The sequence below is a fragment of the Escherichia sp. KTE159 genome (genome assembly GCF_000408805.1).
Classification (GTDB): domain Bacteria; phylum Pseudomonadota; class Gammaproteobacteria; order Enterobacterales; family Enterobacteriaceae; genus Escherichia; species Escherichia marmotae.
Window position 1 is genome coordinate 3,106,214 of the sequence record NZ_KE137292.1, and the last position, 26,989, is coordinate 3,133,202.

The 26,989-nt window shown below is 51.6% G+C and carries 26 protein-coding genes; 8 read left to right on the top strand and 18 right to left on the bottom strand.

All coding sequences use genetic code 11. The annotated features are described in order from the left end of the window. Nucleotides 1-17: 17 nt before the first annotated feature. Complete coding sequence (locus A31E_RS07010) at nucleotides 18-533, top strand: fimbrial protein (RefSeq protein WP_016249256.1); 516 nt, start codon at nucleotides 18-20, stop codon at nucleotides 531-533. Nucleotide 534: 1 nt separating this feature from the next. Continuing rightward, a complete protein-coding gene (locus A31E_RS07005) occupies nucleotides 535-1,410 on the top strand; it encodes a StfH/YfcO family fimbrial adhesin (RefSeq protein ID WP_016249257.1) in 876 nt (291 codons plus the stop codon). Nucleotides 1,411-1,493: 83 nt separating this feature from the next. On the opposite strand, the gene nanQ is transcribed toward A31E_RS07005, so the two are convergent. From nanQ to zapE, 11 genes are all read right to left on the bottom strand, one after another. Further along, on the bottom strand, nucleotides 1,494-1,955 hold the full coding sequence (gene nanQ / locus A31E_RS07000; RefSeq protein ID WP_016249258.1) for an N-acetylneuraminate anomerase: 462 nt from the start codon (nucleotides 1,953-1,955) through the stop codon (nucleotides 1,494-1,496). Then, nucleotides 1,952-2,827 carry an N-acetylmannosamine kinase gene (gene nanK, locus A31E_RS06995; protein ID WP_016249259.1) on the bottom strand — a complete coding sequence of 292 codons (876 nt, stop codon included), beginning with the start codon at nucleotides 2,825-2,827 and terminating at the stop codon, nucleotides 1,952-1,954. The genes nanQ and nanK overlap by 4 nt, the downstream gene beginning before the upstream one ends. Further along, complete coding sequence (locus A31E_RS06990) at nucleotides 2,824-3,513, bottom strand: N-acetylmannosamine-6-phosphate 2-epimerase (protein ID WP_000054233.1); 690 nt, start codon at nucleotides 3,511-3,513, stop codon at nucleotides 2,824-2,826. Before A31E_RS06990 ends, nanK begins: the two co-directional genes overlap by 4 nt. Before the next feature lie 46 nt (nucleotides 3,514-3,559). Beyond that, on the bottom strand, nucleotides 3,560-5,050 hold the full coding sequence (gene nanT / locus A31E_RS06985) for a sialic acid transporter NanT (protein WP_000108263.1): 1,491 nt from the start codon (nucleotides 5,048-5,050) through the stop codon (nucleotides 3,560-3,562). A 108-nt stretch (nucleotides 5,051-5,158) separates the two neighbouring features. Continuing rightward, entirely contained in the window at nucleotides 5,159-6,052 is an 894-nt protein-coding gene (nanA, locus tag A31E_RS06980; protein ID WP_000224706.1) for an N-acetylneuraminate lyase, read from the bottom strand. 123 nt (nucleotides 6,053-6,175) lie between these two features. Continuing rightward, nucleotides 6,176-6,958, bottom strand: coding sequence for a transcriptional regulator NanR (nanR, locus tag A31E_RS06975; protein ID WP_000990909.1), 783 nt, complete (start codon nucleotides 6,956-6,958; stop codon nucleotides 6,176-6,178). A 116-nt stretch (nucleotides 6,959-7,074) separates the two neighbouring features. Continuing rightward, nucleotides 7,075-7,572 carry a ClpXP protease specificity-enhancing factor gene (gene sspB, locus A31E_RS06970; protein WP_000366123.1) on the bottom strand — a complete coding sequence of 166 codons (498 nt, stop codon included), beginning with the start codon at nucleotides 7,570-7,572 and terminating at the stop codon, nucleotides 7,075-7,077. 5 nt (nucleotides 7,573-7,577) lie between these two features. After that, nucleotides 7,578-8,216, bottom strand: a complete 639-nt coding sequence (gene sspA / locus A31E_RS06965) for a stringent starvation protein SspA (protein ID WP_000257293.1) — start codon at nucleotides 8,214-8,216, stop codon at nucleotides 7,578-7,580. A 394-nt stretch (nucleotides 8,217-8,610) separates the two neighbouring features. Continuing rightward, nucleotides 8,611-9,003, bottom strand: a complete 393-nt coding sequence (rpsI, locus tag A31E_RS06960) for a 30S ribosomal protein S9 (RefSeq protein ID WP_000829818.1) — start codon at nucleotides 9,001-9,003, stop codon at nucleotides 8,611-8,613. Between the two features lie 15 nt (nucleotides 9,004-9,018). After that, nucleotides 9,019-9,447 carry a 50S ribosomal protein L13 gene (rplM, locus tag A31E_RS06955; RefSeq protein WP_001517180.1) on the bottom strand — a complete coding sequence of 143 codons (429 nt, stop codon included), beginning with the start codon at nucleotides 9,445-9,447 and terminating at the stop codon, nucleotides 9,019-9,021. A gap of 274 nt (nucleotides 9,448-9,721) precedes the next feature. Beyond that, nucleotides 9,722-10,846, bottom strand: a complete 1,125-nt coding sequence (zapE, locus tag A31E_RS06950; protein WP_001192361.1) for a cell division protein ZapE — start codon at nucleotides 10,844-10,846, stop codon at nucleotides 9,722-9,724. A gap of 193 nt (nucleotides 10,847-11,039) precedes the next feature. On the opposite strand from zapE, the gene zapG reads away from it, so the two are divergent. From zapG to degS, 3 genes are all read left to right on the top strand, one after another. Next, entirely contained in the window at nucleotides 11,040-11,438 is a 399-nt protein-coding gene (gene zapG / locus A31E_RS06945; protein ID WP_010345273.1) for a Z-ring associated protein ZapG, read from the top strand. 154 nt (nucleotides 11,439-11,592) lie between these two features. Continuing rightward, nucleotides 11,593-12,960, top strand: coding sequence for a serine endoprotease DegQ (gene degQ / locus A31E_RS06940; RefSeq protein ID WP_000745037.1), 1,368 nt, complete (start codon nucleotides 11,593-11,595; stop codon nucleotides 12,958-12,960). An 89-nt stretch (nucleotides 12,961-13,049) separates the two neighbouring features. Further along, the gene (degS, locus tag A31E_RS06935; RefSeq protein WP_000497718.1) at nucleotides 13,050-14,117 is read left to right on the top strand and encodes an outer membrane-stress sensor serine endopeptidase DegS; all 1,068 of its coding nucleotides are present in this window, start codon (nucleotides 13,050-13,052) and stop codon (nucleotides 14,115-14,117) included. Between the two features lie 62 nt (nucleotides 14,118-14,179). Here degS and mdh read toward each other — a convergent pair whose 3' ends face one another. After that, nucleotides 14,180-15,118 carry a malate dehydrogenase gene (gene mdh, locus A31E_RS06930; RefSeq protein ID WP_010377442.1) on the bottom strand — a complete coding sequence of 313 codons (939 nt, stop codon included), beginning with the start codon at nucleotides 15,116-15,118 and terminating at the stop codon, nucleotides 14,180-14,182. 434 nt (nucleotides 15,119-15,552) lie between these two features. On the opposite strand from mdh, the gene argR reads away from it, so the two are divergent. Continuing rightward, nucleotides 15,553-16,023, top strand: coding sequence for a transcriptional regulator ArgR (gene argR / locus A31E_RS06925; protein WP_001257843.1), 471 nt, complete (start codon nucleotides 15,553-15,555; stop codon nucleotides 16,021-16,023). 362 nt (nucleotides 16,024-16,385) lie between these two features. Further along, the gene (yhcN, locus tag A31E_RS06920; protein ID WP_000695690.1) at nucleotides 16,386-16,649 is read left to right on the top strand and encodes a peroxide/acid stress response protein YhcN; all 264 of its coding nucleotides are present in this window, start codon (nucleotides 16,386-16,388) and stop codon (nucleotides 16,647-16,649) included. Nucleotides 16,650-16,704: 55 nt separating this feature from the next. Here yhcN and A31E_RS06915 read toward each other — a convergent pair whose 3' ends face one another. From A31E_RS06915 to aaeX, 4 genes are all read right to left on the bottom strand, one after another. Further along, nucleotides 16,705-16,977 carry a barstar family protein gene (locus tag A31E_RS06915; protein ID WP_001028998.1) on the bottom strand — a complete coding sequence of 91 codons (273 nt, stop codon included), beginning with the start codon at nucleotides 16,975-16,977 and terminating at the stop codon, nucleotides 16,705-16,707. 264 nt (nucleotides 16,978-17,241) lie between these two features. Beyond that, nucleotides 17,242-19,209, bottom strand: coding sequence for a p-hydroxybenzoic acid efflux pump subunit AaeB (gene aaeB / locus A31E_RS06910; RefSeq protein ID WP_000510989.1), 1,968 nt, complete (start codon nucleotides 19,207-19,209; stop codon nucleotides 17,242-17,244). Between the two features lie 5 nt (nucleotides 19,210-19,214). Then, nucleotides 19,215-20,147, bottom strand: coding sequence for a p-hydroxybenzoic acid efflux pump subunit AaeA (gene aaeA, locus A31E_RS06905; RefSeq protein ID WP_000854025.1), 933 nt, complete (start codon nucleotides 20,145-20,147; stop codon nucleotides 19,215-19,217). Nucleotides 20,148-20,154: 7 nt separating this feature from the next. Next, nucleotides 20,155-20,358 carry a p-hydroxybenzoic acid efflux pump operon protein AaeX gene (gene aaeX, locus A31E_RS06900; RefSeq protein WP_000051841.1) on the bottom strand — a complete coding sequence of 68 codons (204 nt, stop codon included), beginning with the start codon at nucleotides 20,356-20,358 and terminating at the stop codon, nucleotides 20,155-20,157. A 182-nt stretch (nucleotides 20,359-20,540) separates the two neighbouring features. Here aaeX and aaeR point away from each other — a divergent pair, with 182 nt between their 5' ends. Continuing rightward, nucleotides 20,541-21,470 carry an HTH-type transcriptional activator AaeR gene (aaeR, locus tag A31E_RS06895; protein WP_016249260.1) on the top strand — a complete coding sequence of 310 codons (930 nt, stop codon included), beginning with the start codon at nucleotides 20,541-20,543 and terminating at the stop codon, nucleotides 21,468-21,470. An 81-nt stretch (nucleotides 21,471-21,551) separates the two neighbouring features. On the opposite strand, the gene tldD is transcribed toward aaeR, so the two are convergent. Together tldD and yhdP are read right to left on the bottom strand one after the other, a co-directional pair. Further along, entirely contained in the window at nucleotides 21,552-22,997 is a 1,446-nt protein-coding gene (gene tldD, locus A31E_RS06890) for a metalloprotease TldD (RefSeq protein ID WP_001517185.1), read from the bottom strand. Between the two features lie 155 nt (nucleotides 22,998-23,152). Beyond that, complete coding sequence (gene yhdP / locus A31E_RS06885; protein ID WP_016249261.1) at nucleotides 23,153-26,953, bottom strand: AsmA2 domain-containing protein YhdP; 3,801 nt, start codon at nucleotides 26,951-26,953, stop codon at nucleotides 23,153-23,155. Between the last annotated feature and the right edge of the window lie 36 nt (nucleotides 26,954-26,989).

Below are 26,989 nucleotides of genomic sequence, written 5' to 3' on the forward strand. Positions count from 1 at the left end.
CAGCAGGGAGCGAAATGATGAAACGAATAGTATCGGTGCTGTCGCTGTGCGGGATGTTAGCGGCGTCGACTCATGCGGCGAACAACGTCCACTTCACGGGTAATCTGCTGGCGGGTTCCTGTTCGCCGGTCATTGTCGGAACCGCGATGGAAGAAATCATCTTTCCGCCCGCAGATGCAGCAGATTTACAGGCCAGCGGGCAGTCGGCGCGCGTGCCGGTGACGCTGAAACTGGCGAACTGTGAAAGTTCTCTGCAAAACGTCAAGGTGACATTTTCCGGTACTGAAGACTCGCTGTTGGCGGCGGGTTTCCTCGCACTCGCTTCAGGCTCACGCGCCAGCGGGGTCGGTATTGGAATTGAAACAAGTAACGGAACCGCCGTACCGATTAATAGCACTGCGGGAGTGACATTCCCGCTTACCGCCCCGAATACCACGCTTAATTTCAATGCCTGGCTTCAGGTTGAACCCGGCGTCACGATTGTACCAGGCGAGTTCTCCGCCAGTATGACCGCCACTTTTGAGTATTTCTGATATGAAAAAAATATCTTCGTTTTTACTCTTTTTGTTATTAGCGATTGGATTGACTAACAGCAGCATTGCCAAACCTAATCTCAAAATCAGTTTTAATAGTCAAACATTATACTATGGCATAGGCGACAACGGCGTCACGAACATCGCGCTCCATATGAACATCCTGACGCCAAATGGCCTGTTTGGCGGTGAATTGGCACCTGGTGTGATATTTTATGCCTATTATCCTTATAAGCTGACCTCCTGGAGACTCATCAGTGGGCCCGGCCCGCTTCCCCCAACCCCCACCATTACCGTTACTGATTATGATAATACCAACGTCGATGACGCTCTTTGTGGCGGCTCATTGCCAAAGGGATGGAACTGCGCCTGGTATAAAATTAAAGTTGAAACGGGGACAGACTCCTACGGCTGCCCATGGGTAGCCGATATCAAAGCGACATCAACAAATGCGTACAGTGGTACCTATGCCGGCCCTGTCTCTCATGGTTCCATCTGCCCCACCGTTCCCGTGGCATCATTTGATATTTCCTGGAGTAAAGACCGCGTCCAGAATGACAAGTTACTCAACATCGCCTCAACGGGGGGTGTCGTTCATGCCAACCTGCCGACCTATCTGATGGAAAGCGGCAAATTGTGTGACGGTAGTCTGAATGATACGCGTGGCAGCTACTGTCGCTATGTCAGCCAAATGACCCAACTCACAAGCCAGGGATGTACAAACGTCGAGGGTGGCAACAGTAACGTCACGGCGGTCGTCGCTGACAGTTCGCCGTACGACCAAACGCTGAGTAACATTGCGGTTGAAGTCAATACGGCGGGCACGGGGCAATTTACGACCGAGTGTTATTTCCAGTATCTGATGGAAGAGTTGTAGGCCGGGAATGTCGGGGTGTGATCGCGCTCCGTCCAAACCTGAGAAAGTAATAAGCCCGGTTCAGCCGGGCTAAAAGTATAGCGCTAAAGAATGTGGCGATTCACCTTCACCACCACCTTCTTAATCTCAGCAACGGACTCAACAATACACCCGGGCTTATGCGGTTCTCCCGGCATAAACACGGCGAACATCCCCGGTTTCATGATAATGGTTTGTTCATTCTCAATGGCGTTACAAAGCTGATAATCCTCTTCCACATGCAGCTCTTCGCACGCACGGGCGGAATCCGCGACACCGAAGTTAATCCGTTCTTCGCCACTCAGTAAAAGCTGAATATCAACATATTGCGTATGTAGTTCCGCTTTTTTACTCTCTGCGGGCTGAGTAGAAAATGTCATCACATTCATAAAGATATCATCGCCGCGCAGTTCATAACGACCTGGCGATTTCTCTTGTGGGCAGGCGCTTAACGCCAGCGTTAACGCATCCATCAATACCGGATGCAAACCGGCAGATGGTAATGACTGTACTTCACCCATCATCATAATTTTTCTCCCTGGGCCAACAACGCAGCCCCAAGTAAACCTGCATCGTGGCGGTAGTGCGCCGCCAGTAACTCAACATGAAATGCCGCTGGCTCCTGCGCCAGATACGTTTCCACCAGCGCCAGATACCCTTCTGCCAACCCGACGCTGCCACCGACCACCACGCACTGGCAATCGGTCGTAGCTTTAACATCGGCAATCAGTCTTGCCAGCGCATGTGCGGAGCGGTGAATCAGTTGCTGTGCATGTTCGTCGCCCTGACCGGCGCGCGTAAAAATGGTTTTCGCATTCGCCCCCGCCAGCTCACCCTGCGCCGCAGCCGCAATGCCACGACCGGAAGCAATCGCTTCCACACAGCCGACACGTCCACAACCGCAGACTGGACCATGAGGATCAGCCAGCGTATGTCCAATATGCCCCGCCAGGCCGCCTGAGCCAGTAAGCAGTTTGCCGTCGCTGACTACCCCACCGCCAACACCAGTGGAAACAGTGATAAACACCATGTCGGTAATATCCCTCCCCAGCGCCTGATACTCTGCCCACGCTGCGGCCTGTGCGTCGTTAATGGCAATCGTCGGCAAGTCGGTAAGCTGTTCCAGCGTTTTGACTAGCGGAAAGTGCAGCAATCCGCCGAGATTATGTGGATTTAGCGCCAGCAGGCTGCCGTTGCGGATTATCCCGGTTGAAGCGATGGCCACCTGCTGCGCATGAGCTTGCAACGGTGCGACTAATGTGGCTAAGGCTTCACGCAATGCTTCCGGTGTCTGGCTGGCAGGCGTGGGGAGTTCACGGCGATCGCGGATCTGCCTGTCAGCACCAATCAGCGCGGCAGCAAGTTTAGTACCGCCGATATCAATCGCCAGTATGGTCATAGCACCGCCTTTTTCATCGCTGTGTTGTACCACTGGCAAATGTGCTCAAGACGCGTAATGGCTGAACCGACTGTCACCGCCCATGCGCCATGACGCATGGCATCTGCCGCCTGCGCTGGCGTGTTGTATCGCCCTTCGGCAATCACCCGACATCCGGCATCGCTCAACGTTTTCACCAGCGCCAGATCAGGCTCTTCCGGGGTTTCAGGCGTGGTATAGCCAGAAAGCGTCGTGCCAATAATCTCAGCACCCAGTTTTTGGCAAGCCAGGCCGTCTTCCGGCGTTGAGCAGTCGGTCATCGCCAGCAATCCGTGATGGTGAATACGTGCCAACAGTGTTTCAACAGGCACCGGACGCGGGCGATCGGTGCCATCAATCGCGATAATGTCCGCGCCCGCCTGTGCCAGCGCATCAACATCTTCAATGTAGGCGGTAATACGTACCGGCGAATCCTCCAGATCGCGTTTCACAATCCCGATAATCGGCACGCTCACTACCGCACGAGTGGCTTTCAGGTTTGCCACTCCTTCTATACGAATAGCAACCGCACCGGCCTGCTCTGCCGCTAATGCCATAGCTGCGACGATTTCGGGTTTATCGAGCGGGCTGTCAGGAACCGGCTGGCAGGAGACAATCAGGCCACCATTAGCGGCGATTTTTTGATCCAGTTGTGCAAGTAACGACATACTTCTTCCCTTCGCGAAAGGCCCGGTTCAGAACCGGGCTACAGGATTAACTTTTGGTTTTGACTAAATCATCTTTGGTGTTGCCAAACGGCACCGCACCGCTGAATGGTTTGCCATCGATGGAGTCATGAGTACGCAATGCTTCCGGGCGCAACCAGCGCTGAACCCGGGAGGGCATATCCAGACCAATCAGCAGGATCACCACAAACGTCAGGCTGAACGAGAGCGATCCCAGAGCCGTCCCCAGGTCCAGGCGTTGAGCAATCAGCGCACCAATGATCGGTGCCAGTGCACCACCCAATGCACCAACGTTGTAGGTAAAGCCCAGTCCCGCCGCTCGCTGGTCGGTATCAAAATAACCGCCGATCAGTTTCGGCAAGATCCCGGAGATCCCCTGACCAAGCATTTGCTGGAAGAACAGTAACAGACCGAGTACCCAGACGTTTGCACCGCCAATCGCAAATACCGGAATAATCAGCAATTGCGAGGCCAGCAGGCTACAAACGTAGGCTTTGCGCGTTCCCAGCCAGTCACCGAGGAAGCCACCAACGCAGCAGCCAACTGCCGCACCAAAGCCACTAAAGAACAGGACATTGGCGACCGTATGTGGGTCATACGCCAAATCGGTTTTCAGATACGTCGGCAGCAGCGCCTGAATCGGCCATGAGTAAAGGAAAGCAAACAACACAACCACCATCAGCGTCACGCCCGTTGGCCAGCGCTTGCCCGTACTCTGAACCATAAAGCTAATAAAGATCGCAGCACATAACAGCCCGAGAACAGCGACGATTGCGGCATTTTGCAGGTTACCGGCAAAGCAGAACCACAGCGCAGTAGCCGCTGCCAGCGTCATCACAATATTGGCGATGCGATGTTCACCGCGATAAAGAATATCCACCATCGTGCGTACCGGCGCTTTACCTGCGTGCTTCTCTTTCCAGTCTTCCGCTTCCGGGATGTTTTTACGCAGCCAGAGAGCGAAGATGATGGGTAAAATGCCGATAAAGAACAGCGCACGCCAGCCCCAGACCGGAACCACCAGACTGTAAACCTGAGCGGCAACTACAGCCCCCACAGAGAAGCCTGAAATCAGAAAACCACTGGCTTTGTTGCGCAAGTGTTTTGGCCAGCTTTCAATTACATAAGTAGCGCTGGAGCCGTATTCACCCGCCATCCCCATACCGATCACCAGACGCGCGATAAACATAGTGATGTAGCCAGGCGCAAAGCCGCAAGCCAGTGTACCGGCAGAAAAGAGAACAATACTGGTGACCATTGCCAGTCGACGTCCGTAGCGGTCGCCCATAGCGCCAAGCATCAGGCCGCCGAACCAGCGAGAGATGAAGGCTGCGGAGATCAGGCTTGCTGCCTGTACCGTCGTCAGCCCAAACTCACCCTGTACTTCGGTAAGTACCAGGGCAATTAAAACGAAATCAAAACCATCAAGCAGGTATCCCAACCAGGCAGCGGAAAATGCCCGCCATTGTGCACGGTTGAGATGGCGATACCACGGGATATTCTGGATCGTTGTACTCATTGTGAGTCTCCCGCGGTGGGCGATGCCCACACGCTTTGGTATGAAAGTTGTAGGGTACAGATGCGGTTATTTCCCCTCACCCGGTAGGGGCGGGTGAGGGAAAAGAACTCACCCGCGCTCTTGCATCAACTGCTGGGCCAGCGCCTTCAGTTCTGGCAGATATTTTTCATCCACCGGACCAAACGGTTTGCGACACAGCGGCACAGACACCACATCCATATAGTGCAGAACGGTTTTCAGACCGCGGAATACGCCCGTTTTAATCAGTAAATCAATGACTTTATTACATTCGGTTTGCAGTTTCTGCGCGGTCTGGATATCCCCTTCTTTCAGCGCCTTCACGATACCCTGATAACGCCATCCCATAATGTTGTAAGTACTGCCAATACCACCGTCTGCGCCCGCCAGCAGGCCGGAGGCGAAGATTTCGTCGTAACCGTTATAGAGCACCAGATCCGGATGTTCGCGACGGATCTGTTCCATCTGATAGAGATCGCCAGAGGTCTGTTTCAACGCCCCTACGCCTGGCAGCGTAACCAGGGTGTTGATCTGATCCAGACTCAGTTTTACACCGCTCAGTGCCGGAATGTTGTACACCACCATCGGCAAACCATCCGCCGAATCAATGATTGCCCGGTAGTGATCGCAGTGTTCTTCAAAGCTGAAAGGATAGTAGAACGGCGTGACCGCAGAGACAGCATCAAAGCCATAACGTTTAGCAGATGCCGCAAGTTGCTGGCTTTCCGCAGTGCTGACGCAACCTACGTGAGCGATAAGTTTAATCTTGCCTTTTGCTTCTTCAGCGACAATCTCCAGTACCTGTTCACGCTCGGAAAGGCTCTGCACAAAGGCTTCACCGGTTGAACCACCTACGTACAGGCCGTCGATGCCCTGCTGAATATTGAACTGAACCAGGCGGCGCAGACTCGCTTTATCCAGCGCTTGTTGTTGGTCAAAAGGAGTCAGGAGTGCGGCCATTACGCCACGTAAATTCGTTGCCATAAATACCTCTGAAGTGATGCTTGCCTGTTAAAAACGATATACCTTTATACCTGTTATACCAGATCAAATAAGCAACACATCATACAGAACGCTTATAATGCGATCTGCTTCACTAAAGTGGCATTATTTCTTTTTGTTTGCGGTCTGCCCGAAGGCGTGCCAGGTGGCAGAGACGCTGTTGAGATGCGATTGCAATGCGCGATCGGCTTCGTCGGGATCGTGACGCCGGATCGCATCAACGATCGCAATATGCTGCTGATAACTAACGTTGTTATGTTCGTGTAGCGCCTGGTCAGCTACTGTCGGACGAGCTGCGATCAGCCAGTCAAGCAGAGCAACGTGGATCGCCATAAAGATCGGGTTGCCAGGGATCTCCGCCAGTACGCGGTGGAAATCAACGTCTGAACGAATGAACGCAGCGTTGTTATCCAGAGATTGACTGTTGATTTCCAGTGCTTTTGCCAGCAAATCGATTTGTTCATCGGTGGCATGTTCAGCCGCATAACGCACCAGGCTGGACTCAAAGAATAGACGTAGTTGTTCGAAATGGGCTATCCCACCAGGATGGGAAAGGAAATCTTTCGCCATACCGGATAGCTCACCAATGATGGTATCCGCGGAAGGACGCGAGACGCGAGCGCGTTCGCCGTTATTAATTTGTACCAAACCTTTGCGCTTTAACGCCGCCAGCGCTTCACGCACCGAAGGACGCCCAACGTTAAAGAACGCCATAAGTTCGCGTTCAGACGGCAGTTGCTCACCTTCGCCAAATTCGCGACGGCGGATCATCTGCTCCAGCTCTTCTTCCACCATTTCGGAGAGTTTTTTACGCGCCAGCGGACGACGACGCAAGTTACGACCGATAGTAGCCGGAGAATCTTCTGCTTGCGGATCAAATGCGTTCATAGGGCTCTTCTGGGAAAATATGTTGACGGATAATAGCGAAGTTATCGTAACACAGTATTAAAATCAGGCGAAAAGAAGGTAGATAGCAAAACAGGCCACATGGGCCTGTTTATCATTTATTTCACAACCCGCAATGCCGGGCGACCACCGCGGGGGGGCTGCGGAGGTTCATCGTCAGGATGATGGTCATCATCGTGATCTGGCTTATCGCCGTCAATGACCGACATAACGGTTTCATTATCTGCCGATGCTTCATCATCATTCATAATGCTGGCATCTTCGTCGTAGGCAGCTTCAGGCTCGAACATCGTTCCTGCGCCATTTTCGCGGGCGTAGATAGCCAGCACGGCAGCCAGCGGTACTGAAACCTGGCGCGGAATGCCACCAAAGCGCGCGTTAAAGCGCACTTCATCATTCGCCAGTTCCAGATTACCAACTGCACGCGGCGCAATATTGAGTACGATTTGCCCGTCACGCGCATATTCCATAGGAACCTGCACGCCAGGGAGCGTCACATCCACCACCAGGTGCGGCGTGAGCTGGTTATCCAGCAACCACTCATAGAATGCACGCAGCAGATAGGGACGACGTGGTGTTAGCTGTGACAAATCCATACAGATTAACTCCGGCCCAGACGCATTTCACGTTCTGCTTCAGTTAAAGAAGCAAGGAAAGAGTCACGCTCAAAGACACGAGTCATATAGCCTTTCAGCTCTTTCGCACCCGGGCCGCTGAACTCGATGCCCAGTTGCGGCAGACGCCACAGCAGCGGAGCAAGGTAGCAATCGACCAGGCTGAACTCATCGCTCAGGAAGTACGGTTTCTGACCGAAGACCGGCGCGATGGCCAGCAGTTCTTCGCGCAGTTGCTTACGTGCGGCATCCGCTTCAGAGGCTGAACCGTTGATGATGGTGTTCATCAGCGTGTACCAGTCTTTTTCGATGCGGTGCATGTACAGACGGCTTTCACCGCGAGCTACCGGGTAAACAGGCATCAGTGGCGGATGCGGGAAACGCTCATCCAGGTATTCCATAATGATGCGAGATTCCCACAGGGTCAGCTCACGATCCACCAGGGTCGGAACGCTCTGATTCGGGTTGAGGTCAATCAGATCCTGAGGCGGATTGTCCTTTTCCACGTGTTCGATCTCGAAACTTACACCTTTCTCAGCCAGCACAATGCGGACCTGATGGCTATAGATGTCAGTAGGACCGGAAAACAGCGTCATTACCGAACGTTTGTTGGCAGCGACAGCCATGAAAACCTCCAGGTATAGTCAGAATTTTTACTGCTACCAGCCACCAGGTGGCCGGTCAGAAGTTATGTTACCCAATGAGGAATTGCCTTCACTGTTCGAAAATCAAACAAAAAATGAGCAATACTCGACATTTGGGCAGAAAATTGGATGATAGTTTACCAGATTTTGCGACCTTTGTGGTAAGTCGATGCCGGAAATGGGGAAAAAGAGATGTTCCTTAGCCTGAAATGGTTGACTTAATCCCTTATCAGCGATGTTGTTTTTGCCTTTACCACCTGTTGGGTGGCAGTAAAAAGCACGTTTTCTGTTTTTACACAGATTCAGACTTAAGCTATAAAAAAACCCGCCGGAGCGGGTTTTTTCGCAAATTGTATTCTGCCGAAGCAGAAAGCAATTAACGTTTGGAGAACTGCGGACGACGACGTGCTTTACGCAGACCGACTTTCTTACGTTCAACCTGACGAGCGTCACGAGTAACGAAGCCAGCTTTACGCAGTTCAGAACGCAGGGACTCGTCGTACTCCATCAGAGCGCGGGTGATACCGTGACGGATCGCACCAGCCTGACCAGAGATACCACCACCTTTAACGGTGATGTACAGATCCAGTTTCTCAACCATGTCGACCAGTTCCAGCGGCTGACGAACTACCATGCGGGCAGTTTCACGACCGAAGTACTGTTCCAGAGAACGTTGGTTGATAACGATTTTGCCGTTGCCCGGTTTGATGAAAACGCGAGCTGCGGAACTTTTGCGGCGACCAGTGCCGTAGTATTGATTTTCAGCCATTGCCTATAATCCCGATTAGATGTCAAGAACTTGCGGTTGCTGTGCCGCGTGGTTGTGCTCGTTACCCGCGTAAACTTTCAGTTTACGGAACATAGCACGACCCAGCGGGCCTTTTGGCAACATGCCTTTAACCGCGATTTCAATCACACGCTCAGGACGGCGAGCAATCATCTCTTCAAAGGTCGCTTGTTTGATACCACCGATGTGACCGGTGTGGTGATAGTACACTTTGTCAGTACGCTTGTTGCCGGTTACAGCAACTTTGTCAGCGTTCAGAACGATGATGTAATCACCAGTATCTACGTGCGGAGTGTATTCCGCTTTATGCTTACCGCGCAGGCGCAGAGCCAGTTCGGAAGCCAGACGGCCCAGAGTTTTACCGGTCGCGTCAACAACATACCAGTCGCGTTTTACGGTTTCTGGTTTAGCTGTAAAAGTTTTCATTAAAAGCTTACCCAATAAATAGTTACACGTTGGTGAACACCCAAACGTCTTCAATTGTTGAGGTTCACACGACAAAGTCCGGCAAACCTACCCCTTCGAATAGCCTATGCCAGCACACAAAAAGTTTTGGGAAAAAAACTTTCTTGTAACGTGGGGTCGCAGGATTATAGAGAAGTCGGGGTCAAAGATCGACCCCTTTTTGTGATTTGTGGCAGGTTTTATCAGCAATGACGCGGTTGTTTGTACGCTGTCAGGATAAGACGTATGGCATAAATTACGCCAAATGCTCACGCGTCAAATACTCTTCGCTTTGCATTTCCTGCAAACGTGACAGACAGCGCTGAAACTCAAACTTTAGTCGCTCGCCCTGATAAATTTCGTACAAAGGGACTTCCGCGCTCACCACCAGCTTGACGTGGCGCTCGTAAAACTCATCCACCAGCGCAATAAAACGCCGCGCTTCGCTCTCCATCAACCGCGTCATGACAGGCACATCAAACAACATCACCGTGTGAAACAGACGTGAGAGCGCAATATAGTCATGCTGGCTACGGGCATCGACGCACAGCGTGATAAATGACACTGCCAGTGTCTGGTTTTCTACGCCCATTGTCGCCAGCGGGCGATGATTGATTTCCAGTGTGGGGGATTGTTCTCGTTTTGCACCTGCCAGTGCCAGCCACAGCTTATCCATCTGTTCACGCGTTTCATCATTGAGCGGCGACAGCCACAGATGCGCCTGAGTGAGCGTGCGCAGCCGATAATCAACCCCGGCATCGACGTTCATCACATCACAATGCTGTTTAATGGCGTCGATAGCCGGAAGAAAACGCGCACGTTGTAAACCATTTCGATAAAGTTCATCCGGCGGAATATTTGACGTCGCCACCAGCGTTATACCGCGAGCAAACAACGCTTTCATCAGGCCGCCCAGCAGCATAGCATCGGTAATATCCGAGACAAAAAATTCGTCAAAACAGAGCACATCGGTTTCAGCTTTGAAACGATCAGCAATAATTTCCAGCGGATCGCTCTGCCCCTGCAATGTGGTTAATTCTTCATGCACACGTAGCATAAAACGGTGAAAGTGCAGGCGCTGTTTTCGCTCTCCCGGCAAACTTTGATAGAACAGATCCATCAACCAGGTTTTTCCACGTCCTACACCGCCCCACATATATAAGCCACGCACCGGCGCGTTGCTTGTATCTTCACGTTTACCCCACAGCTTACCGACCCGCGCCATTATCCCGCTCACCCTGGCGGCTGGTGGCGTGCTACTGATGAGTTCCTGATAAATAATTTCCAGGCGACTGACAGCCTCTTTTTGTACGTCGTCGGGTTGATGGCTGCCTTCATTGAGCGCCTTCAGGTATTGCGATGTCGGGGTAACGCTTTGCATGATGTTATTGTTATTCCTTGAATAATCGGTGTACCGTTGTTCACGGTTGACGAAAAAAAGGCCGTTCTACACTACGCGATATGCAGTCGGGATTCCACTTCTGTGGAATTAACGGTTATAGTGGCATAATCAGCCGCAGGCATGGAGCCTGAAGCCAACACCCTACGGAAACAAAAGACAACGGGAGATGTTCATGACCTGGGAATATGCGCTAATTGGGTTAGTCGTCGGCATCATTATTGGTGCTGTGGCCATGCGTTTTGGTAATCGCAAGTTACGCCAGCAACAGGCGTTACAGTACGAACTGGAAAAAAATAAAGCTGAACTGGACGAGTATCGCGAAGAGCTGGTTAACCACTTTGCCCGCAGTGCGGAATTGCTGGATACCATGGCGCACGACTATCGCCAGCTATATCAACACATGGCGAAAAGCTCCAGCAGCCTGCTACCGGAACTGTCCGCAGAAGCCAACCCGTTCCGCAATCGTCTGGCCGAGTCTGAAGCCAGCAACGATCAGGCTCCAGTGCAGATGCCGCGTGACTATTCTGAAGGCGCATCCGGTCTGCTGCGTACTGGCGCGAAGCGCGACTAATTTATTTTTCGGGCGCAGCCATTGCGCCCTCCTCTTCTCCCGCCTCCGACTATCATTTAATTTGATGTCTCATTGTTAGCCATCTGAAAATTCAATAACATCAAACTGTTTTGAATCTCTTTTTCTTATCATTCAGGTACGAGAGCAGGAATAAATGAAAAAACAAACCCAGCTGTTGAGTGCATTAGCGTTAAGTGTCGGGTTAACTCTCTCGGCGCCGTTTCAGGCCATCGCATCGATTCCCGCTCAGGTTGCCGGTCAAGCGCCACTGCCCAGTCTGGCCCCGATGCTGGAAAAAGTGCTTCCCGCGGTAGTAAGCGTTCGAGTCGAAGGAACCGCCAGCCAGGAGCAGAAAATTCCGGAAGAATTCAAAAAGTTTTTTGGTGATGATTTACCGGATCAACCAGCGCAACCCTTCGAAGGTTTAGGCTCTGGCGTCATTATCAATGCCAGTAAAGGTTATGTGCTGACCAACAACCATGTCATTAATCAGGCGCAGAAAATCAGTATTCAGCTCAATGACGGGCGTGAGTTTGATGCGAAGCTGATTGGCGGCGATGACCAGAGCGACATTGCCCTGCTGCAAATCCAGAATCCTGGCAAGTTAACGCAGATCGCCATTGCCGACTCCGATAAACTGCGCGTCGGTGATTTTGCCGTCGCGGTCGGTAACCCGTTTGGACTCGGGCAAACCGCTACCTCCGGGATTGTTTCCGCATTAGGTCGCAGCGGGTTGAATCTTGAAGGTCTGGAAAACTTTATCCAGACCGATGCCTCCATTAACCGTGGTAACTCCGGCGGTGCGCTGTTAAACCTTAACGGTGAATTAATTGGTATCAACACAGCAATCCTTGCTCCTGGCGGTGGTAGCGTCGGGATTGGTTTTGCCATTCCGAGTAATATGGCCCGCACCCTGGCACAGCAACTTATCGACTTCGGTGAAATCAAACGCGGCCTGTTAGGTATCAAAGGTACAGAGATGAGTGCCGATATCGCTAAAGCCTTCAACCTTGACGTACAACGCGGAGCATTTGTCAGCGAAGTGCTACCAGGTTCTGGCTCAGCAAAAGCGGGCGTGAAAGCGGGTGATATTATTACCAGCCTCAATGGCAAACCACTTAATAGCTTTGCCGAGTTGCGTTCGCGCATCGCGACCACCGAGCCGGGCACGAAAGTGAAGCTCGGTCTGCTGCGTAACGGCAAGCCGCTGGAAGTGGAAGTGACCCTCGATACCAGCACGTCATCATCCGCCAGTGCTGAGATGATCACACCAGCGCTGGAAGGCGCAACGTTGAGCGATGGTCAGCTAAAAGATGGCAGCAAAGGCATTAAGATCGATGAAGTAGTTAAGGGTAGCCCTGCCGCCCAGGCTGGTTTGCAAAAAGACGATGTGATCATTGGCGTAAACCGCGATCGGGTGAACTCAATTGCTGAAATGCGCAAAGTGCTGGCAACCAAACCGGCCATCATCGCCCTGCAGATTGTACGCGGCAATGAAAGCATCTACTTACTAATGCGTTAATGTCGCAAACCGGGCATCAGGCTGACGTGTGATGTCCGGTTAACTCGTGGTATGCTGCTGCCGTTCCCTTTATTAACGACGCCTCCATCATGTTTGTGAAGCTCTTACGTTCCGTTGCGATTGGATTAATTGTCGGCGCTATTCTGCTGGTTGCCATGCCTTCGCTGCGCAGCATTAACCCGCTTTCCACGCCGCAATTCGACAGTACCGATGAGACGCCTGCCAGCTATAATCTGGCGGTTCGCCGCGCTGCGCCAGCAGTAGTCAACGTCTATAACCGTGGTTTAAATACGACCTCACACAATCAGCTTGAGATCCGCACGCTGGGATCTGGTGTGATCATGGATCAACGCGGTTATATCATCACCAACAAACACGTGATCAACGACGCCGATCAGATCATCGTCGCCTTACAGGATGGTCGTGTTTTTGAAGCGTTACTGGTGGGATCTGACTCTCTGACCGATCTGGCAGTGCTTAAAATTAATGCCACTGGCGGTTTACCCACTATCCCAATTAATGCTCGTCGCGTACCGCACATTGGCGATGTGGTGCTGGCGATCGGTAACCCGTACAACCTCGGACAAACCATTACTCAGGGGATTATCAGCGCCACGGGTCGAATCGGCCTGAACCCAACCGGACGGCAAAACTTCCTGCAAACCGATGCCTCCATTAACCACGGTAACTCCGGCGGCGCGCTGGTTAACTCGCTGGGCGAATTGATGGGCATCAACACGCTGTCGTTTGATAAGAGTAACGATGGCGAAACGCCGGAAGGTATCGGCTTTGCAATTCCCTTCCAGTTAGCGACCAAAATTATGGATAAGTTGATCCGCGATGGTCGCGTGATCCGTGGCTACATTGGTATCGGTGGACGCGAGATTGCTCCTCTGCACGCCCAGGGTGGCGGCATCGATCAACTGCAAGGGATCGTGGTTAATGAAGTGTCACCTGATGGCCCGGCAGCTAACGCGGGTATCCAGGTCAACGATCTGATTATCTCTGTGGATAACAAACCGGCCATCTCTGCTCTGGAGACGATGGATCAGGTAGCAGAAATTCGCCCTGGTTCGGTGATCCCGGTTGTAGTGATGCGTGACGATAAGCAGTTAACGTTGCAGGTTACGATTCAGGAATATCCGGCGACCAATTAAGGCCGGAGTTAAGCACAAAAAACCGGAGACGTTGCTCCGGTTTTTTATTATCTACTAATCAATTATTTATTAACGAACTCTTCGCCCAGAGCGATATCTTTCTTCAGCGTATCGAGCATACCTTCCAGCGCGTTCTGTTCAAATGCACTCAGAGTGCCGATAGATTTACGCTCTTCCACGCCGTTTTTACCCAGCAGCAGCGGTTGAGAGAAGAAACGTGCGTACTGACCGTCACCTTCAACATAGGCACACTCTACTACGCCTTTTTCGCCCTGCAGCGCACGAACCAGAGACAGACCAAAACGTGCAGCCGCCTGGCCCATAGACAGAGTTGCAGACCCGCCACCGGCTTTCGCTTCAACCACTTCAGTACCCGCGTTCTGGATACGTTTGGTCAGATCAACCACTTCTTGCTCGGTAAAGCTGACGCCAGGAACCTGCGACAGCAACGGCAGAATGGTAACGCCAGAGTGACCGCCAATAACCGGCACTTCTACATCACCCGGTTGTTTGCCTTTCAGTTCCGCAACAAAGGTGTTGGAACGAATGATATCCAGCGTAGTGACGCCAAACAGCTTGTTTTTGTCATAAACACCGGCTTTTTTCAGCACTTCTGCAGCGATAGCCACAGTGGTATTAACCGGGTTAGTGATAATACCAATGCACGCTTTCGGGCAGGTTTTCGCGACTTGCTGTACCAGGTTTTTCACGATCCCAGCGTTAACGTTAAACAGGTCGGAACGATCCATACCCGGTTTACGCGCTACGCCAGCGGAAATAAGAACAACATCCGCACCTTCCAGCGCCGGAGTCGCATCTTCACCAGAAAAACCTTTGATTTTCACAGCAGTAGGGATATGGCTCAGATCGACGGCCACACCGGGAGTGACTGGAGCGATATCATACAGGGAGAGTTCTGAACCTGAAGGCAGTTGGGTTTTTAACAGTAATGCAAGCGCCTGGCCGATACCACCAGCAGCGCCGAGGACTGCGACTTTCATCCTAAACTCCTTATTATATTGATAAACTAAGACATGTTGCTCCGCTGCCGCGACCTTAATCCACAAATTCACAGTTTACAATGACCACTTCTCAAGAATGTGTAGTCACGCAAATTTGGCGTTTATGCATTTAATTGACGTAATCAGGGAGCTAACTTACGTAATTAACAGCCGCTTATGCATCAGAGCTACATTCCAACAGGTGGTGACAATATACCCTACCGTTCAGCCAAAACAATATCAATTTGATAACAATTAATTTACTTTTAAGCGAAATTTACGCGCCGTGACACAGGCATGTTTCTCAATAACGAAATTTGATAAAATCCCGCTCTTTCATAACATTATTTCAGCCTTCTCCAGGGCAGACTGTTTGCATAAAAATTCATCTGTATGCACAATAATGTTGTATCAACCACCATATCGGGTGACTTATGCGAAGCTCGGCTAAGCAAGAAGAATTAGTTAAAGCGTTTAAAGCGTTACTTAAAGAAGAGAAATTTAGCTCCCAGGGCGAAATCGTCGCCGCATTGCAGGAGCAAGGCTTTGACAATATTAATCAGTCTAAAGTCTCGCGGATGTTGACCAAGTTTGGTGCTGTACGTACCCGCAATGCCAAAATGGAAATGGTTTACTGCCTACCTGCTGAACTGGGCGTACCAACCACGTCCAGCCCGCTGAAAAATCTGGTGCTGGATATCGACTACAACGACGCTGTTGTGGTGATTCATACCAGCCCCGGCGCGGCACAGTTAATTGCGCGTCTGCTGGACTCTTTGGGCAAAGCAGAAGGTATTCTTGGCACCATTGCTGGTGATGACACCATCTTTACCACCCCTGCCAAAGGTTTCACCGTCAAAGACCTGTATGAAGCGATCTTAGAGCTGTTCGATCAGGAGCTTTAATCTCTTGCCCCGTCGCTTCTGGCGGCGGGGAAAATGTTGCAGTCCCCTGTCCCCCTTGTTTTCCCTGCCATTTATTTAACGAATAGTGCGTTTCTTGAGACAAAAAATTCACACATCGAATACATAAAGTAAAAACCGCACATTATGCAAAAAAACATATCTTATTGAAATTAATGCCATTTACTATAAATCACCCTATTTTTAATTCCAATTTGTTATAAAGGTTAAAATTTTTAACAATTCACATTCAATAGAAACAGTTAGCGTGGTATTAATTAGCTCAATAATTAGTGTATACTTGATTTTGTGATATGGGTCACGAAACAAAGACCCAACTAAAAGATTATGTCGAGGTAAAAATCATGAAAATCAAAACCACTGTTGCTGCATTAAGCGTACTTTCTGTTCTCTCTTTCGGTGCATTCGCTGCCGATTCCATTGATGCTGCACAAGCACAAAATCGTGAAGCTATCGGTACTGTATCCGTAAGTGGCGTTGCCTCTTCACCGATGGATATGCGTGAAATGCTGAACAAAAAAGCGGAAGAGAAGGGCGCAACGGCCTACCAGATTACTGAAGCTCGTAGCGGTGATACCTGGCACGCCACGGCTGAACTGTACAAATAAACCCTCATCGTCTTGTCCGACGAGATTGCCTCCGGTTCGGAGGCTTTTTTTTGCGCTAATGGCGAACATTAAAACGCAAATGTCCTTCCAGCTCTTCTTCTGCCTCATCAAACAACAGTATTAACGCGCCAAAACGGCGACGCGTTTTCTCTCCCAGATGAACAAACTCAATCTCCAGCGGTAGCGGCAGGACATCGTTCATTAACACATCCCACAGAGAGTCGAGATCGCGTACCTTATCTTTCGCCAGACCAAAGGTTTGGCGAAAGTCGCGATAAAAGTCCTCCTGACTCTCAATCTCATCAAAATCAAAGCTATAGATATTCATCTGTTGCCACCATCACGTTTCGCGGCGAGTTCTGCCGATCATCGCTAAGTATAGCCATGAAAAAACCGACGCTTTTGGCGTCGGCTCAGATGATTGACAAAGTGCGCGTTGTTGATGTCGGATGCGGCGTGAACGCTTTATCCGGCCTATCAGGGTGTGCAAATTCAATATAATGCAATTTTGTAGGCCTGATAAGCGTAGTGCATCAGGCAATTTGGAGTATATCAGCAATATCAACTGACACCTTTTGCCGTCGGTTTTGACTTAACTATCGGTCAGCGCATGTTGATACTTATGGAGCATACTGGTAAGCCGATACACCGGTTCTGTAACCTGCGGCGGTGCTTGCCAGATGCGTAACTTTTCCTGGTAAATCTCCAGTTCTTCCAGCAACTGCCCGAAGTAACGACGGCGTTTGTCATCGCTACGGGCAGAAATAACGTGGTCCGCGGTACGTCGCATTTGTCGGTGGAATGCCGATAAATCATCGTTAACCGGGATCGGCGCATCGCGCAGGCGCTGGTGTGCGATAATCATCGTCAACGCCAGGCGAAATTTCGGTAAATCGCCGGGAAATTTATTCATCAGCAAAAACAACTGCTGATAAAGCGCCGGCAGATGGTTCTCTTTACGACGCGCAACATTGGTGGTCATTGCGGAAACAGCAGCAGAAACAAACTGATTAAGCAGTACGCGTCCGGTTCGATCACGCGATTTATCCCGCACTAAAAGAATGACAATAAACGCCAGCACACAGCCGACAATTTGCCCCAACGCGCTGTCGAGAAACTGGCTGAACTGAAAGGTCATCGGGTTATCCAGCACAATAATGTTAATGGTACTGGCTAACGCTCCCATCGATCCCAGCCGCCGTTTCTGCACTTCGATACCGAGGAAGAATCCCAGCACCGCCAGACTAAGGCAAAGCAGCAACATACTCTGTTGGGTATTGGGGATAATCACCAAAAAGTAGAGCAGCCCTAACGGCAGCGCCGCCAGCGTCCCGTAGATAAAGTCGATCGCTACCATGCGTGGATTAGGCAAACGCATTGCCAGCGAGGTCACTACTGCGATCATTACCATTGCACCACTGCCAGAGGTCCATCCGGTCCACAGCCAGAACAGCGTCCCCAGAATGCAGGAAAGTGTTGTGCGCCAGAAATTGACCATCGCATGATGACGCTCGGCTGACTCTACTTTTACTTCCGGCTCGCCTTGCAGGATCTCTTCTTCGGTCGCGTTGATTTTGGTGTTGCTGATGACGCCTCGCTTGAGCAACTGATAGCGCGTTGCCGCCGCGACCCAGCTATAAATGGTGATGGGCGTTTCGCGCTCCCCGGTCCAGGCAATAACTCTCCGCAGGCGCTTTAGCTGCTTATGGACGTCCTGCGCAGTTTCTACCGGCGTGTCAAAAAATTCGCGGAAAGTATCTGTGATCAATTCCGGGCGCGAATTCTGAATCAGCCAGGTTTCGCAAGACTGAGTGATCAGCGTCAGCGACAGCGTATTGATCGCTTTTAAACGTCGATTGGCGCGTGCCCAGCGGGAAGATTCCATATTCAGGTTGCTGCGCATTCCTTGCAGCGCCGTGGTGCGTCGAACCAGGTCACCCCAGGCTTTATCGACGACTTCACCATCGCCATGTTTGATACACAGTTGCATTAACTGATATTGCGCCACCAGCAAACTTTCCAGTTCACGATCCACCTCTTGCTTAATCGATCGCGGAGAAAAGAGCAGATCCGCCACAATAGCGCACACAATACCCATGACGATTTCGCTGCAACGTTCAACAGCAAACTGCGGCGTAAGTAGCGGTTCCGGCTGAATGGTGATCACAATGATCAGCGCGGTGTAACCCGCCAGCCCCCACGCATAGGAGTTTTCTACTCGTACCAGCGAAGAAATCCAGGTACAAAAACCGGCCCAGATACAGCACACCAGAATCATCAACAATGGCGCGCGGATCATCGCAATAATGATCACCAACCCGGCAATACAGCCTATAAATGTGCCGATGATGCGCAAAAAGCCGCGATAGCGAATAGCGCCCGAGTACGGTTCTCCACCGGCTGCAAAGGCCGGACCTGCGGCAACAATCGCCGCTGTCAGTACCGCCCAGCGTGGCGTTTCAAGCTGAAAATGAAAACCAACAAACAGCGCCAGCACAATGGCGGTCGCCAGTTTTACCGCGAAGCGAATATGTTGGTTAGCAATGGAGAAAATACCCATCGTGATTAACCAAACTCGCGCAGGCGATGAGCCATTTTTCGGAAGAACGAATCCTGACTTTCGTCGCGATCTTGTTTACCCGTAACCACCACAGTGGCGGTAGTCCCGGCAGGCCAGATGTTATCTTGCTGGTTGTCGAGACGAATACGTACCGGAACACGCTGCGCCAGACGCACCCACTCCAGGTTAGAGTCGATAGTCGCCATACCTTTGTCATCACGCGTGCTGCTGGCGTTAGTGACTCCGGCAGCAACGCTATCGACCGTACCTTTCAGCACTTTATTGCTACCAAGCGGCGTGATCTCTGCGCGATATCCTGGATGTACACCTTCCAGTTTGGTTTCTTCCATATAGGCCAACACATAGAAGGAGTTCTGTTTCACCAGTGCAACGGCCGTTGATCCCCGCGTAATAAATTCACCGGTATAGACGTTGAGGTTGGTCACCCAGCCATCTGCTGGCGCGCGGATCACCGTGCGTTCAAGATCCAGTTTTGCCAGATCGCGGGTCGCCTGCGCTTTCGCTAACTGATGCAGGACCGTTTGCAGCACGTTGTTGGCCTGGTCGATCTCTTCGCGAGACATCGCCTGTATGCCGAGACGGTTACGACGTCCGGCCTCCTGGCGCTTTTCCTGTGCCAGCACCTGATAATAAGCAACGTCGGCTTGTGCTTCCTCGAGCGCCTTTTGATAGCGCGGCTGGTCGATGGTGAACAGTACCTGCCCTTTTTTCACCAACTGGTTATCATGAACATTCACTTGGGTAATGAGACCGGAGACATCCGGCGCAATTGCCACCACGTCGGCGCTAAAGCGCGCGTCACGCGTCCACGGAGATTCGGTGTAATAGACCCAGGCATTAAAAATTGCGATGAAGGCCAGAATGACTAATACGACCGTAATGGCCGTACGGGAGAATTTTCTTATTAGTGTTTTCACTTCAACCTCAAACGAACAGTCGCGATATCAAATAAAACAAACAGCAATAGAGCGCGGTGTTGAACAACGCCGGATGCCAGACAAAGTCGTAGATACCTGTTGGCACAAGTACCCGGCGCACTAGCCAAAAAATCGCCAGTGATAAAAGCAATTCGAAAAATATCGGTGGGAAGGACAGCCCAAACACCACGATAACGGGAAACAGACTCATGTTGACCTTGGTTGTATAGAGAGAGCAGGCGTCATTATTTTCAGCATCTGTCGCCGCAGAGAAGGGCATGGAAAGCCGGGCGAGAGCAACATTGCTGTAGATTAATATTTAATATATTAGCGTAACTGTTATGCTGTTATCTATATTATGTGATCTAAATCACTTTTAAGTCAGAGTGAATAATGGAACGACTAAAACGCATGTCGGTTTTTGCCAAAGTAGTTGAATTTGGCTCTTTTACCGCCGCCGCCAGGCAGTTACAGATGAGCGTATCATCCATCAGTCAGACGGTATCTAAACTGGAAGATGAGTTGCAGGTTAAGCTACTAAACCGCAGCACGCGTAGCATTGGCCTGACCGAAGCGGGTAAAATTTACTATCAAGGCTGTCGCCGAATGCTCCATGAAGTGCAGGATGTTCATGAGCAACTGTATGCTTTCAATAACACGCCCATCGGCACGCTACGTATTGGCTGTTCTTCAACTATGGCACAAAATGTTCTCGCGGGGCTGACGGCAAAAATGCTGAAAGAGTACCCGGGCTTAAGCGTAAATCTGGTCACGGGCATTCCTGCACCTGATCTGATTGCCGATGGCCTTGACGTGGTGATCCGCGTTGGCGCATTACAAGATTCCAACCTGTTTTCCCGCCGCCTGGGCGCGATGCCAATGGTGGTGTGCGCCGCCAAAAGCTATCTCACACAGTATGGCGTACCGGAAAAACCAGCCGATTTAAGTAGTCATTCATGGCTTGAATACAGTGTGCGCCCGGACAATGAATTTGAACTGATCGCTCCGGAAGGGATCTCAACGCGCCTCATCCCACAAGGGCGATTTGTCACTAACGATCCGATGACGCTGGTTCGCTGGCTAACTGCTGGGGCGGGGATCGCCTACGTGCCGCTGATGTGGGTGATCAATGAGATCAATCGCGGGGACCTGGAGATCCTGCTGCCGCGTTACCAGTCAGATCCTCGCCCGGTTTATGCGCTATATACCGAAAAAGATAAGTTGCCGTTAAAGGTGCAGGTAGTGATCAACTCATTAACGGATTATTTTGTCGAGGTAGGAAAACTTTTTCAGGAGATGCACGGGCGTGGGAAAGAGAAGTAATTCCTTAGCGCAGGTCGAATAAGGCATTCACGCCGCATCCGGCAACCGATGCCTGATGCGACGCTTACCGTCCTGGACAGATTACGCTGTACCACCAACAGTCAGGTTATCGACTTTCAGCGTCGGCTGACCTACGCCAACCGGCAGGCTCTGCCCTTCTTTACCGCAGACACCCACACCGTTATCCAGTTTCAGGTCGTTGCCCACCATCGAAATCTGCTGCATGGTTTCGATACCAGAACCAATCAACGTTGCGCCTTTCACTGGCTTCGTCACTTTACCGTTTTCAATCAGATACGCTTCTGAGGTGGAGAAGACAAATTTACCAGAGGTGATATCTACCTGACCGCCGCCAAAGTTCGGCGCATAGATACCATACTCAACGGATTCAATGATTTCCTGCGGTGTCGATTTACCCGGCAGCATGTAGGTGTTGGTCATACGCGGCATTGGCAGGTGAGCGTAAGATTCACGGCGACCATTGCCGGTCGGCGTCATACCCATTAAACGCGCATTGAGTTTATCCTGCATGTAACCTTTCAGGATCCCGTTCTCAATCAACACGTTGTATTGACCTGGTGTGCCTTCGTCATCAATCGCCACCGAACCACGGCGATCAACCATCGTACCGTCATCAACCACGGTACACAGTTCAGAAGCCACCAGCTCACCGAGCTGGCCACTAAAGACCGATGTACCACGGCGGTTGAAGTCGCCTTCCAGGCCGTGACCGACCGCTTCATGCAACAACACGCCCGGCCAGCCAGCGCCGAGAACAACCGGCATAGTCCCCGCAGGCGCGGCAACGGCGGAAAGATTGACCAGTGCCATACGCACTGCTTCTTTCGCCCATGCATCAGCGCGAACTTCACCATCGAGGTCAGCAAGGAAGAACTCATAACCGAAACGACCGCCGCCGCCGCTGGCACCACGTTCGCGTTTACCATCTTCTTCGACCAGAACGCTCACGGAAAGACGCACCAGAGGGCGGACATCCGCCGCCAGGGTTCCGTCAGTCGCCGCGACCAAAATTAATTCATAGACGCCGCTCAGGCTGGCAGTCACTTCCTGTACGCGCTTGTCCGCTTCGCGGGCAACTTTATCGACGCGGCGCAGGATATCCAGCTTCTCTTCGCGGCTCATGCTTTGCAGCGGATCAAGCGAGGTATACAGCGGGCTATGCTCTACCGCGCCCAGTGTTTGTACTTTGCCATCGCCACTATCACGGACGATGGTGCGCGCCGCTTGCGCGCTCTGCTCCAGCGCCAGCAGGCTGATTTGGTCTGCGTAAGCAAACCCGGTTTTTTCACCGCTGATTGCACGCACGCCAACACCCTGATCGATGTTGTAAGAACCATCTTTGATAATGCGGTCTTCTAAAACCCAGGACTCGTGATAGCTCGACTGAAAATAGAGATCGCCATAATCAAGGCGACGTTCGGCCAGTTGACCGAGGATCGCGAACAAGTCCTGATGTTTCAGGCCGTTCGCCGCTAGCAATTGTTCACTTACCAGGTTCAGACTCATCGTTTTTGCTACTCGTTAGTTACTGCGGTAGAGGATTTTTTACGGCTGCCGGGTGCGGCGTAAACGCCTTATCCGGCCTGCGGTTTGTTCCGGTTCGTTGGTTTTATGGCAACGATTATCTTATGAGATTGGGGCAATTACATGCCCTCGTCAAATCATTGCGCTTTTTCTTTACGCGGCTGACGCAACACTTCGTTGATTTGCGGAGCATCCAGCGGACCAGAAATGCGATAGCGCAAAATGGAGACCTTACTCCACAGCGGCCCCAGCACTTTACTGGCGGCAAACACTGCCGCGCCGACAATCGGGTTAACCGCAAAGGCCGCAGCCACGCCCACTGTCGCAGAAATCTCTGGCGCGACAACCGCTTCCATATTGAGATCGCGACGCACCAGATTTACCGATCCTTTCATGGCGATATCCGCTTCCAGGCCATCCACCAGCGTGTCGTCAGTGTGCATAACGCCGTCTTTAATCCACGCGGTGCTGCGAATGGAGTCAAAATAGAACCCTTCGCCAAAGGTATCCCTGAAATCAAAGCGCAGCTTACGCATCAGGGCATCAACACTCAATAAGCGCAGCAACTGTCCGGCATGTCCGGTGCTAATTTCGGTAATTTCACCTTTGCCCAGTTGTGTATGAATGATGCCGTTCAATGTCGCCTCGTCTGGCTGCCACGGCGATTTACGCCAGTGCAAATCGTAATCCACATTAAATGATGACTGGCGTATTGGCGTCGTAACACCAAAAAATTCTGCGGCAGCATCAATTTTCTGTCCGCGCAGTTTTCCTTTCAGCGATGTCCGTTGATTTCCGGGATTATTAACCCATTCACCATCAGCAGTGAGCCGCGAGAAACCGGTATCAATCAGCCCGTTGGTCAGGGTTAACGTATCGCCGGAAATGGTGATATCACTGTCGATGCGGCCGAATTTTTGCCCCCATAACCAACATTCTGCGCAACGTATTTGCGCATCCGGCCAGCCACGGAAGCTGATACGCTCCGTTGTCGGGAAAGGTGATGACGGCGTTGAATCACCACGAGTTTTTGCCACGCTCGGGTTGTAATAGAGATATTTGATATTCGCTAACCACGGTGCGTTATTACGCATCGCCAGCGTAGCGTTGATTTCACGCCCTTGCGCCTCGACCTGCGTACCATTTGCCATCGGTTGCGAAACAATGCTCAGGTTATTCCATTGCTGATTTCCCAGCGACAACATCGGTGTACGTAGCGTAATGTGCTGAGGGAAACTCGCTGCGCTGCCAACTTTTTCCGTTGCGCCTTTCTGGAACAAGGCCAGCCACTCGGCACCGTTCATCGGCGGCATATTGAGTTCAACACCACTTTGCTCCGGTAACGGAGGGAGAGTTTTGCTGTCTGCCGCCCAGATGGCGCGATCGAGCGTCAGCTTTTGACCGAGCAACCAGCGGCTATTGAAATGGTTATCCGCGCCAGCCTGTCCGGTTAATTCAAAGCTGTTGAGATTGCCGTTGACCTTAACGTTAATTGGCAACGGTTCGCCAGCAGGTTTGGCTAACGGTGAAGGTAAGTGACTGCTCACATTCTTCAGATCGCCGTTCAGTTCAACGTTATACGTTGCGCCAGCTTGATAAGGTAGCTCAATGCCCACTTTACCATCCCATGCCATACTGCCGCTTAACGCTTCATTCAGCGCTTCAGGCAGAACGCCAGTTTTCGCTGGTTGCCAGTTGCCGTTGAGATTCACCGCAACCTGGTAGGCTTTCGCCCCTTCTTTGGTGGAAAAATCCACATTCAGTGGCTGGTTAAACCAGTTTGCGGTTAGTGATTCGCTTTGTAGATCGCCATTGATAAAGCTGAATTTGCCGCTCAAATTTTTCAGAGTGCTATCAAGCGGTTTGATAAACAGACTGTTGTTACGCAGCGTCACTTCGCCTTTCGCTGTAACCAGCTCGCCGTCCAGCGGGATATCGAGATGTAAGCGAGCATTCACATCGCCGTCGAGCTGGAGTTCTTGCAGGGTCGCCCCCAGCGAATCCTTCAGCGGCGTCTCATCAAAATAAGGGCCAACAGCTTTGCCCGGACCTTTTATGTCAGCATCAATCAGCAACTTTTCTTTCGAGTAGTCAGGGATCACTGCGGTGAGATTGCTGGCACGCACGCCACCCAGATTAACGCCATCGGTTTTCATCCATAAACCGTCGTTAATAAAGTCCAGTTCAATATCGAGATTAGTTAATGCTGGCCAGTCCGGCTGGAAAGCAAACTTCGCATTACGCAGCGGCACCAACACCTCAAACTGACCTTCGTTGTGTTTGTATGGAAAAAGATGCGGATTGCCGCCATAAACCAGCGTCGCGTTCTCCGCCTCACCCCCCTGAATCGCCCCACTTAAGTAATCAACCAGGTCTTTACCCATCAGGTTTTCCGGGAAATAGCGCCAGGCTTGCGAACCATCATCGGTACTGATGCCAGCCAGAATGCCAAGCCAGGGTTCATCATTAGCCGGTTGCAGGTAGCGGAAACCACCACGCGCATGGACGGCTTTGGCTTTGACATCAATATTGCGGCCATCGAGCTGAAAACCCTTATCGTTATTCAGCCAGCTTAAGGCCGCCTTGCCGTCGACAATTTCCAGCGGCGCACGAAATACCGTTTCGTAAGGCATTTTCGCCTGCTTCATGGAAGCGGTAAGCAAACCATTTTCTACGCTACCGGAAAGCGTCCCGGAGAAATGTTCCGCCCCCGGTAGTAATTTCCATTGCTTCCAGGCCAGATCGCTCCACGATGCCTGAAAGCGGGTCTTTTCTGCAGCCTGAAGCGGGATATCCAGCGCCAACGTGTTGATCTTGCCGCTCGGTTGCGTGGAACGCCAGATATCCCCCAAAGCAGGTGAAAGTTTCGCTGCCAACGGGCGTATGCCTTCCAGCCCAGCCAGTTCCAGATTGCTGGCGCGAATACGTAGTTCGTCACTGCGTTTATTATTTTTCCCACCAACGTCCTGTTCCGGTATCCAGGCCAGCGTCAATGCCCCGCTTGGCCAGGGTTTGCCGTCCATAGTGATACGAGTATCAGGAATAGAAAACTGCCAGCCCGGATTTTCACGCGTAATATGTGCGGTCAGATTATCCACCGACAGCGAATGCGTTTTCTTCTCACCCAACCAGCTTGCGCCGCCCTGTTTCAGCCAGACGTCGCCACCGGTCACATCGCCTTTGTCGATCGTCATCCAGCCTTCCAGCGAGAACTGCGCCGTTTCCAGCGCAATGTTGTCCTGCATCCATTTACCCAGCCACGGTTTCAGGTCGATATCATCAGCCTGTAGCCATACGCGACCGTTGCTTAACAACCCCTCGTCATCACGCAGATCCATCCGCACCTGCATCACGCCGTGCTGTCCGGTAAGACTGGAGAGACTTACCTGGCCTTCCGCACGGTGCCGACGCGGATCGTTAAGCCAGGTAAGTTGCGGGATCGCCAGTTCAGCACGCTGGCCTGATGGCGTCAGAAAGCTGACTTCGCTATCGCGGAGATCGAAGTGATCGAACTGGCGTAGAAAAAGATCGCTGATGTGGCCGGCTTCCAGGCTGTCATTACCGCTGTCGCTGGAAATTGGTGTATTGGTGCGAAAGCGCAGTTGCCAGAAAGTGAGATCGCGAAACTGCCAGCGCATATGCAGCAGGCTCTGCCAGACATCCAGCGCCAGGGTGACGCGTTTAACCGAAAACTCACCGCCATCTTTTAGCTCTGCACGAATGTCGCGTGCTTCAAGCGTCGGACCAAAATTCTGCCAACTGGCAGAGAGTTGACTGGCAGCCACCGGCATTCCGGTAGCAGATTCTATTTTGTTGAGGATTTCCGGACGCCAGGCATCGAGGTACGGTAAAGCAATACGCAGGCCGCTGACCAGCAGCGCAGCGATCACAACGAGCGCGGCTCCAGTAAGCAGTAAAATCCCCGGCAATCGCCTCACCCGTCACTCCTTGTCTGCTAAAAATGTGACTCAAAA

Bases quoted from the DNA above. Each gene is read 5' to 3' on its own strand.
- A31E_RS07010 (WP_016249256.1), top strand. From the start codon at position 18: ATGAAACGAATAGTATCGGTGCTGTCGCTGTGCGGGATGTTAGCGGCG.
- A31E_RS07005 (WP_016249257.1), top strand. From the start codon at position 535: ATGAAAAAAATATCTTCGTTTTTACTCTTTTTGTTATTAGCGATTGGA.
- nanQ (WP_016249258.1), bottom strand. From the start codon at position 1,955: ATGATGATGGGTGAAGTACAGTCATTACCATCTGCCGGTTTGCATCCG.
- nanK (WP_016249259.1), bottom strand. From the start codon at position 2,827: ATGACCATACTGGCGATTGATATCGGCGGTACTAAACTTGCTGCCGCG.
- A31E_RS06990 (WP_000054233.1), bottom strand. From the start codon at position 3,513: ATGTCGTTACTTGCACAACTGGATCAAAAAATCGCCGCTAATGGTGGC.
- nanT (WP_000108263.1), bottom strand. From the start codon at position 5,050: ATGAGTACAACGATCCAGAATATCCCGTGGTATCGCCATCTCAACCGT.
- nanA (WP_000224706.1), bottom strand. From the start codon at position 6,052: ATGGCAACGAATTTACGTGGCGTAATGGCCGCACTCCTGACTCCTTTT.
- nanR (WP_000990909.1), bottom strand. From the start codon at position 6,958: ATGAACGCATTTGATCCGCAAGCAGAAGATTCTCCGGCTACTATCGGT.
- sspB (WP_000366123.1), bottom strand. From the start codon at position 7,572: ATGGATTTGTCACAGCTAACACCACGTCGTCCCTATCTGCTGCGTGCA.
- sspA (WP_000257293.1), bottom strand. From the start codon at position 8,216: ATGGCTGTCGCTGCCAACAAACGTTCGGTAATGACGCTGTTTTCCGGT.
- rpsI (WP_000829818.1), bottom strand. From the start codon at position 9,003: ATGGCTGAAAATCAATACTACGGCACTGGTCGCCGCAAAAGTTCCGCA.
- rplM (WP_001517180.1), bottom strand. From the start codon at position 9,447: ATGAAAACTTTTACAGCTAAACCAGAAACCGTAAAACGCGACTGGTAT.
- zapE (WP_001192361.1), bottom strand. From the start codon at position 10,846: ATGCAAAGCGTTACCCCGACATCGCAATACCTGAAGGCGCTCAATGAA.
- zapG (WP_010345273.1), top strand. From the start codon at position 11,040: ATGACCTGGGAATATGCGCTAATTGGGTTAGTCGTCGGCATCATTATT.
- degQ (WP_000745037.1), top strand. From the start codon at position 11,593: ATGAAAAAACAAACCCAGCTGTTGAGTGCATTAGCGTTAAGTGTCGGG.
- degS (WP_000497718.1), top strand. From the start codon at position 13,050: ATGTTTGTGAAGCTCTTACGTTCCGTTGCGATTGGATTAATTGTCGGC.
- mdh (WP_010377442.1), bottom strand. From the start codon at position 15,118: ATGAAAGTCGCAGTCCTCGGCGCTGCTGGTGGTATCGGCCAGGCGCTT.
- argR (WP_001257843.1), top strand. From the start codon at position 15,553: ATGCGAAGCTCGGCTAAGCAAGAAGAATTAGTTAAAGCGTTTAAAGCG.
- yhcN (WP_000695690.1), top strand. From the start codon at position 16,386: ATGAAAATCAAAACCACTGTTGCTGCATTAAGCGTACTTTCTGTTCTC.
- A31E_RS06915 (WP_001028998.1), bottom strand. From the start codon at position 16,977: ATGAATATCTATAGCTTTGATTTTGATGAGATTGAGAGTCAGGAGGAC.
- aaeB (WP_000510989.1), bottom strand. From the start codon at position 19,209: ATGGGTATTTTCTCCATTGCTAACCAACATATTCGCTTCGCGGTAAAA.
- aaeX (WP_000051841.1), bottom strand. From the start codon at position 20,358: ATGAGTCTGTTTCCCGTTATCGTGGTGTTTGGGCTGTCCTTCCCACCG.
- aaeR (WP_016249260.1), top strand. From the start codon at position 20,541: ATGGAACGACTAAAACGCATGTCGGTTTTTGCCAAAGTAGTTGAATTT.
- tldD (WP_001517185.1), bottom strand. From the start codon at position 22,997: ATGAGTCTGAACCTGGTAAGTGAACAATTGCTAGCGGCGAACGGCCTG.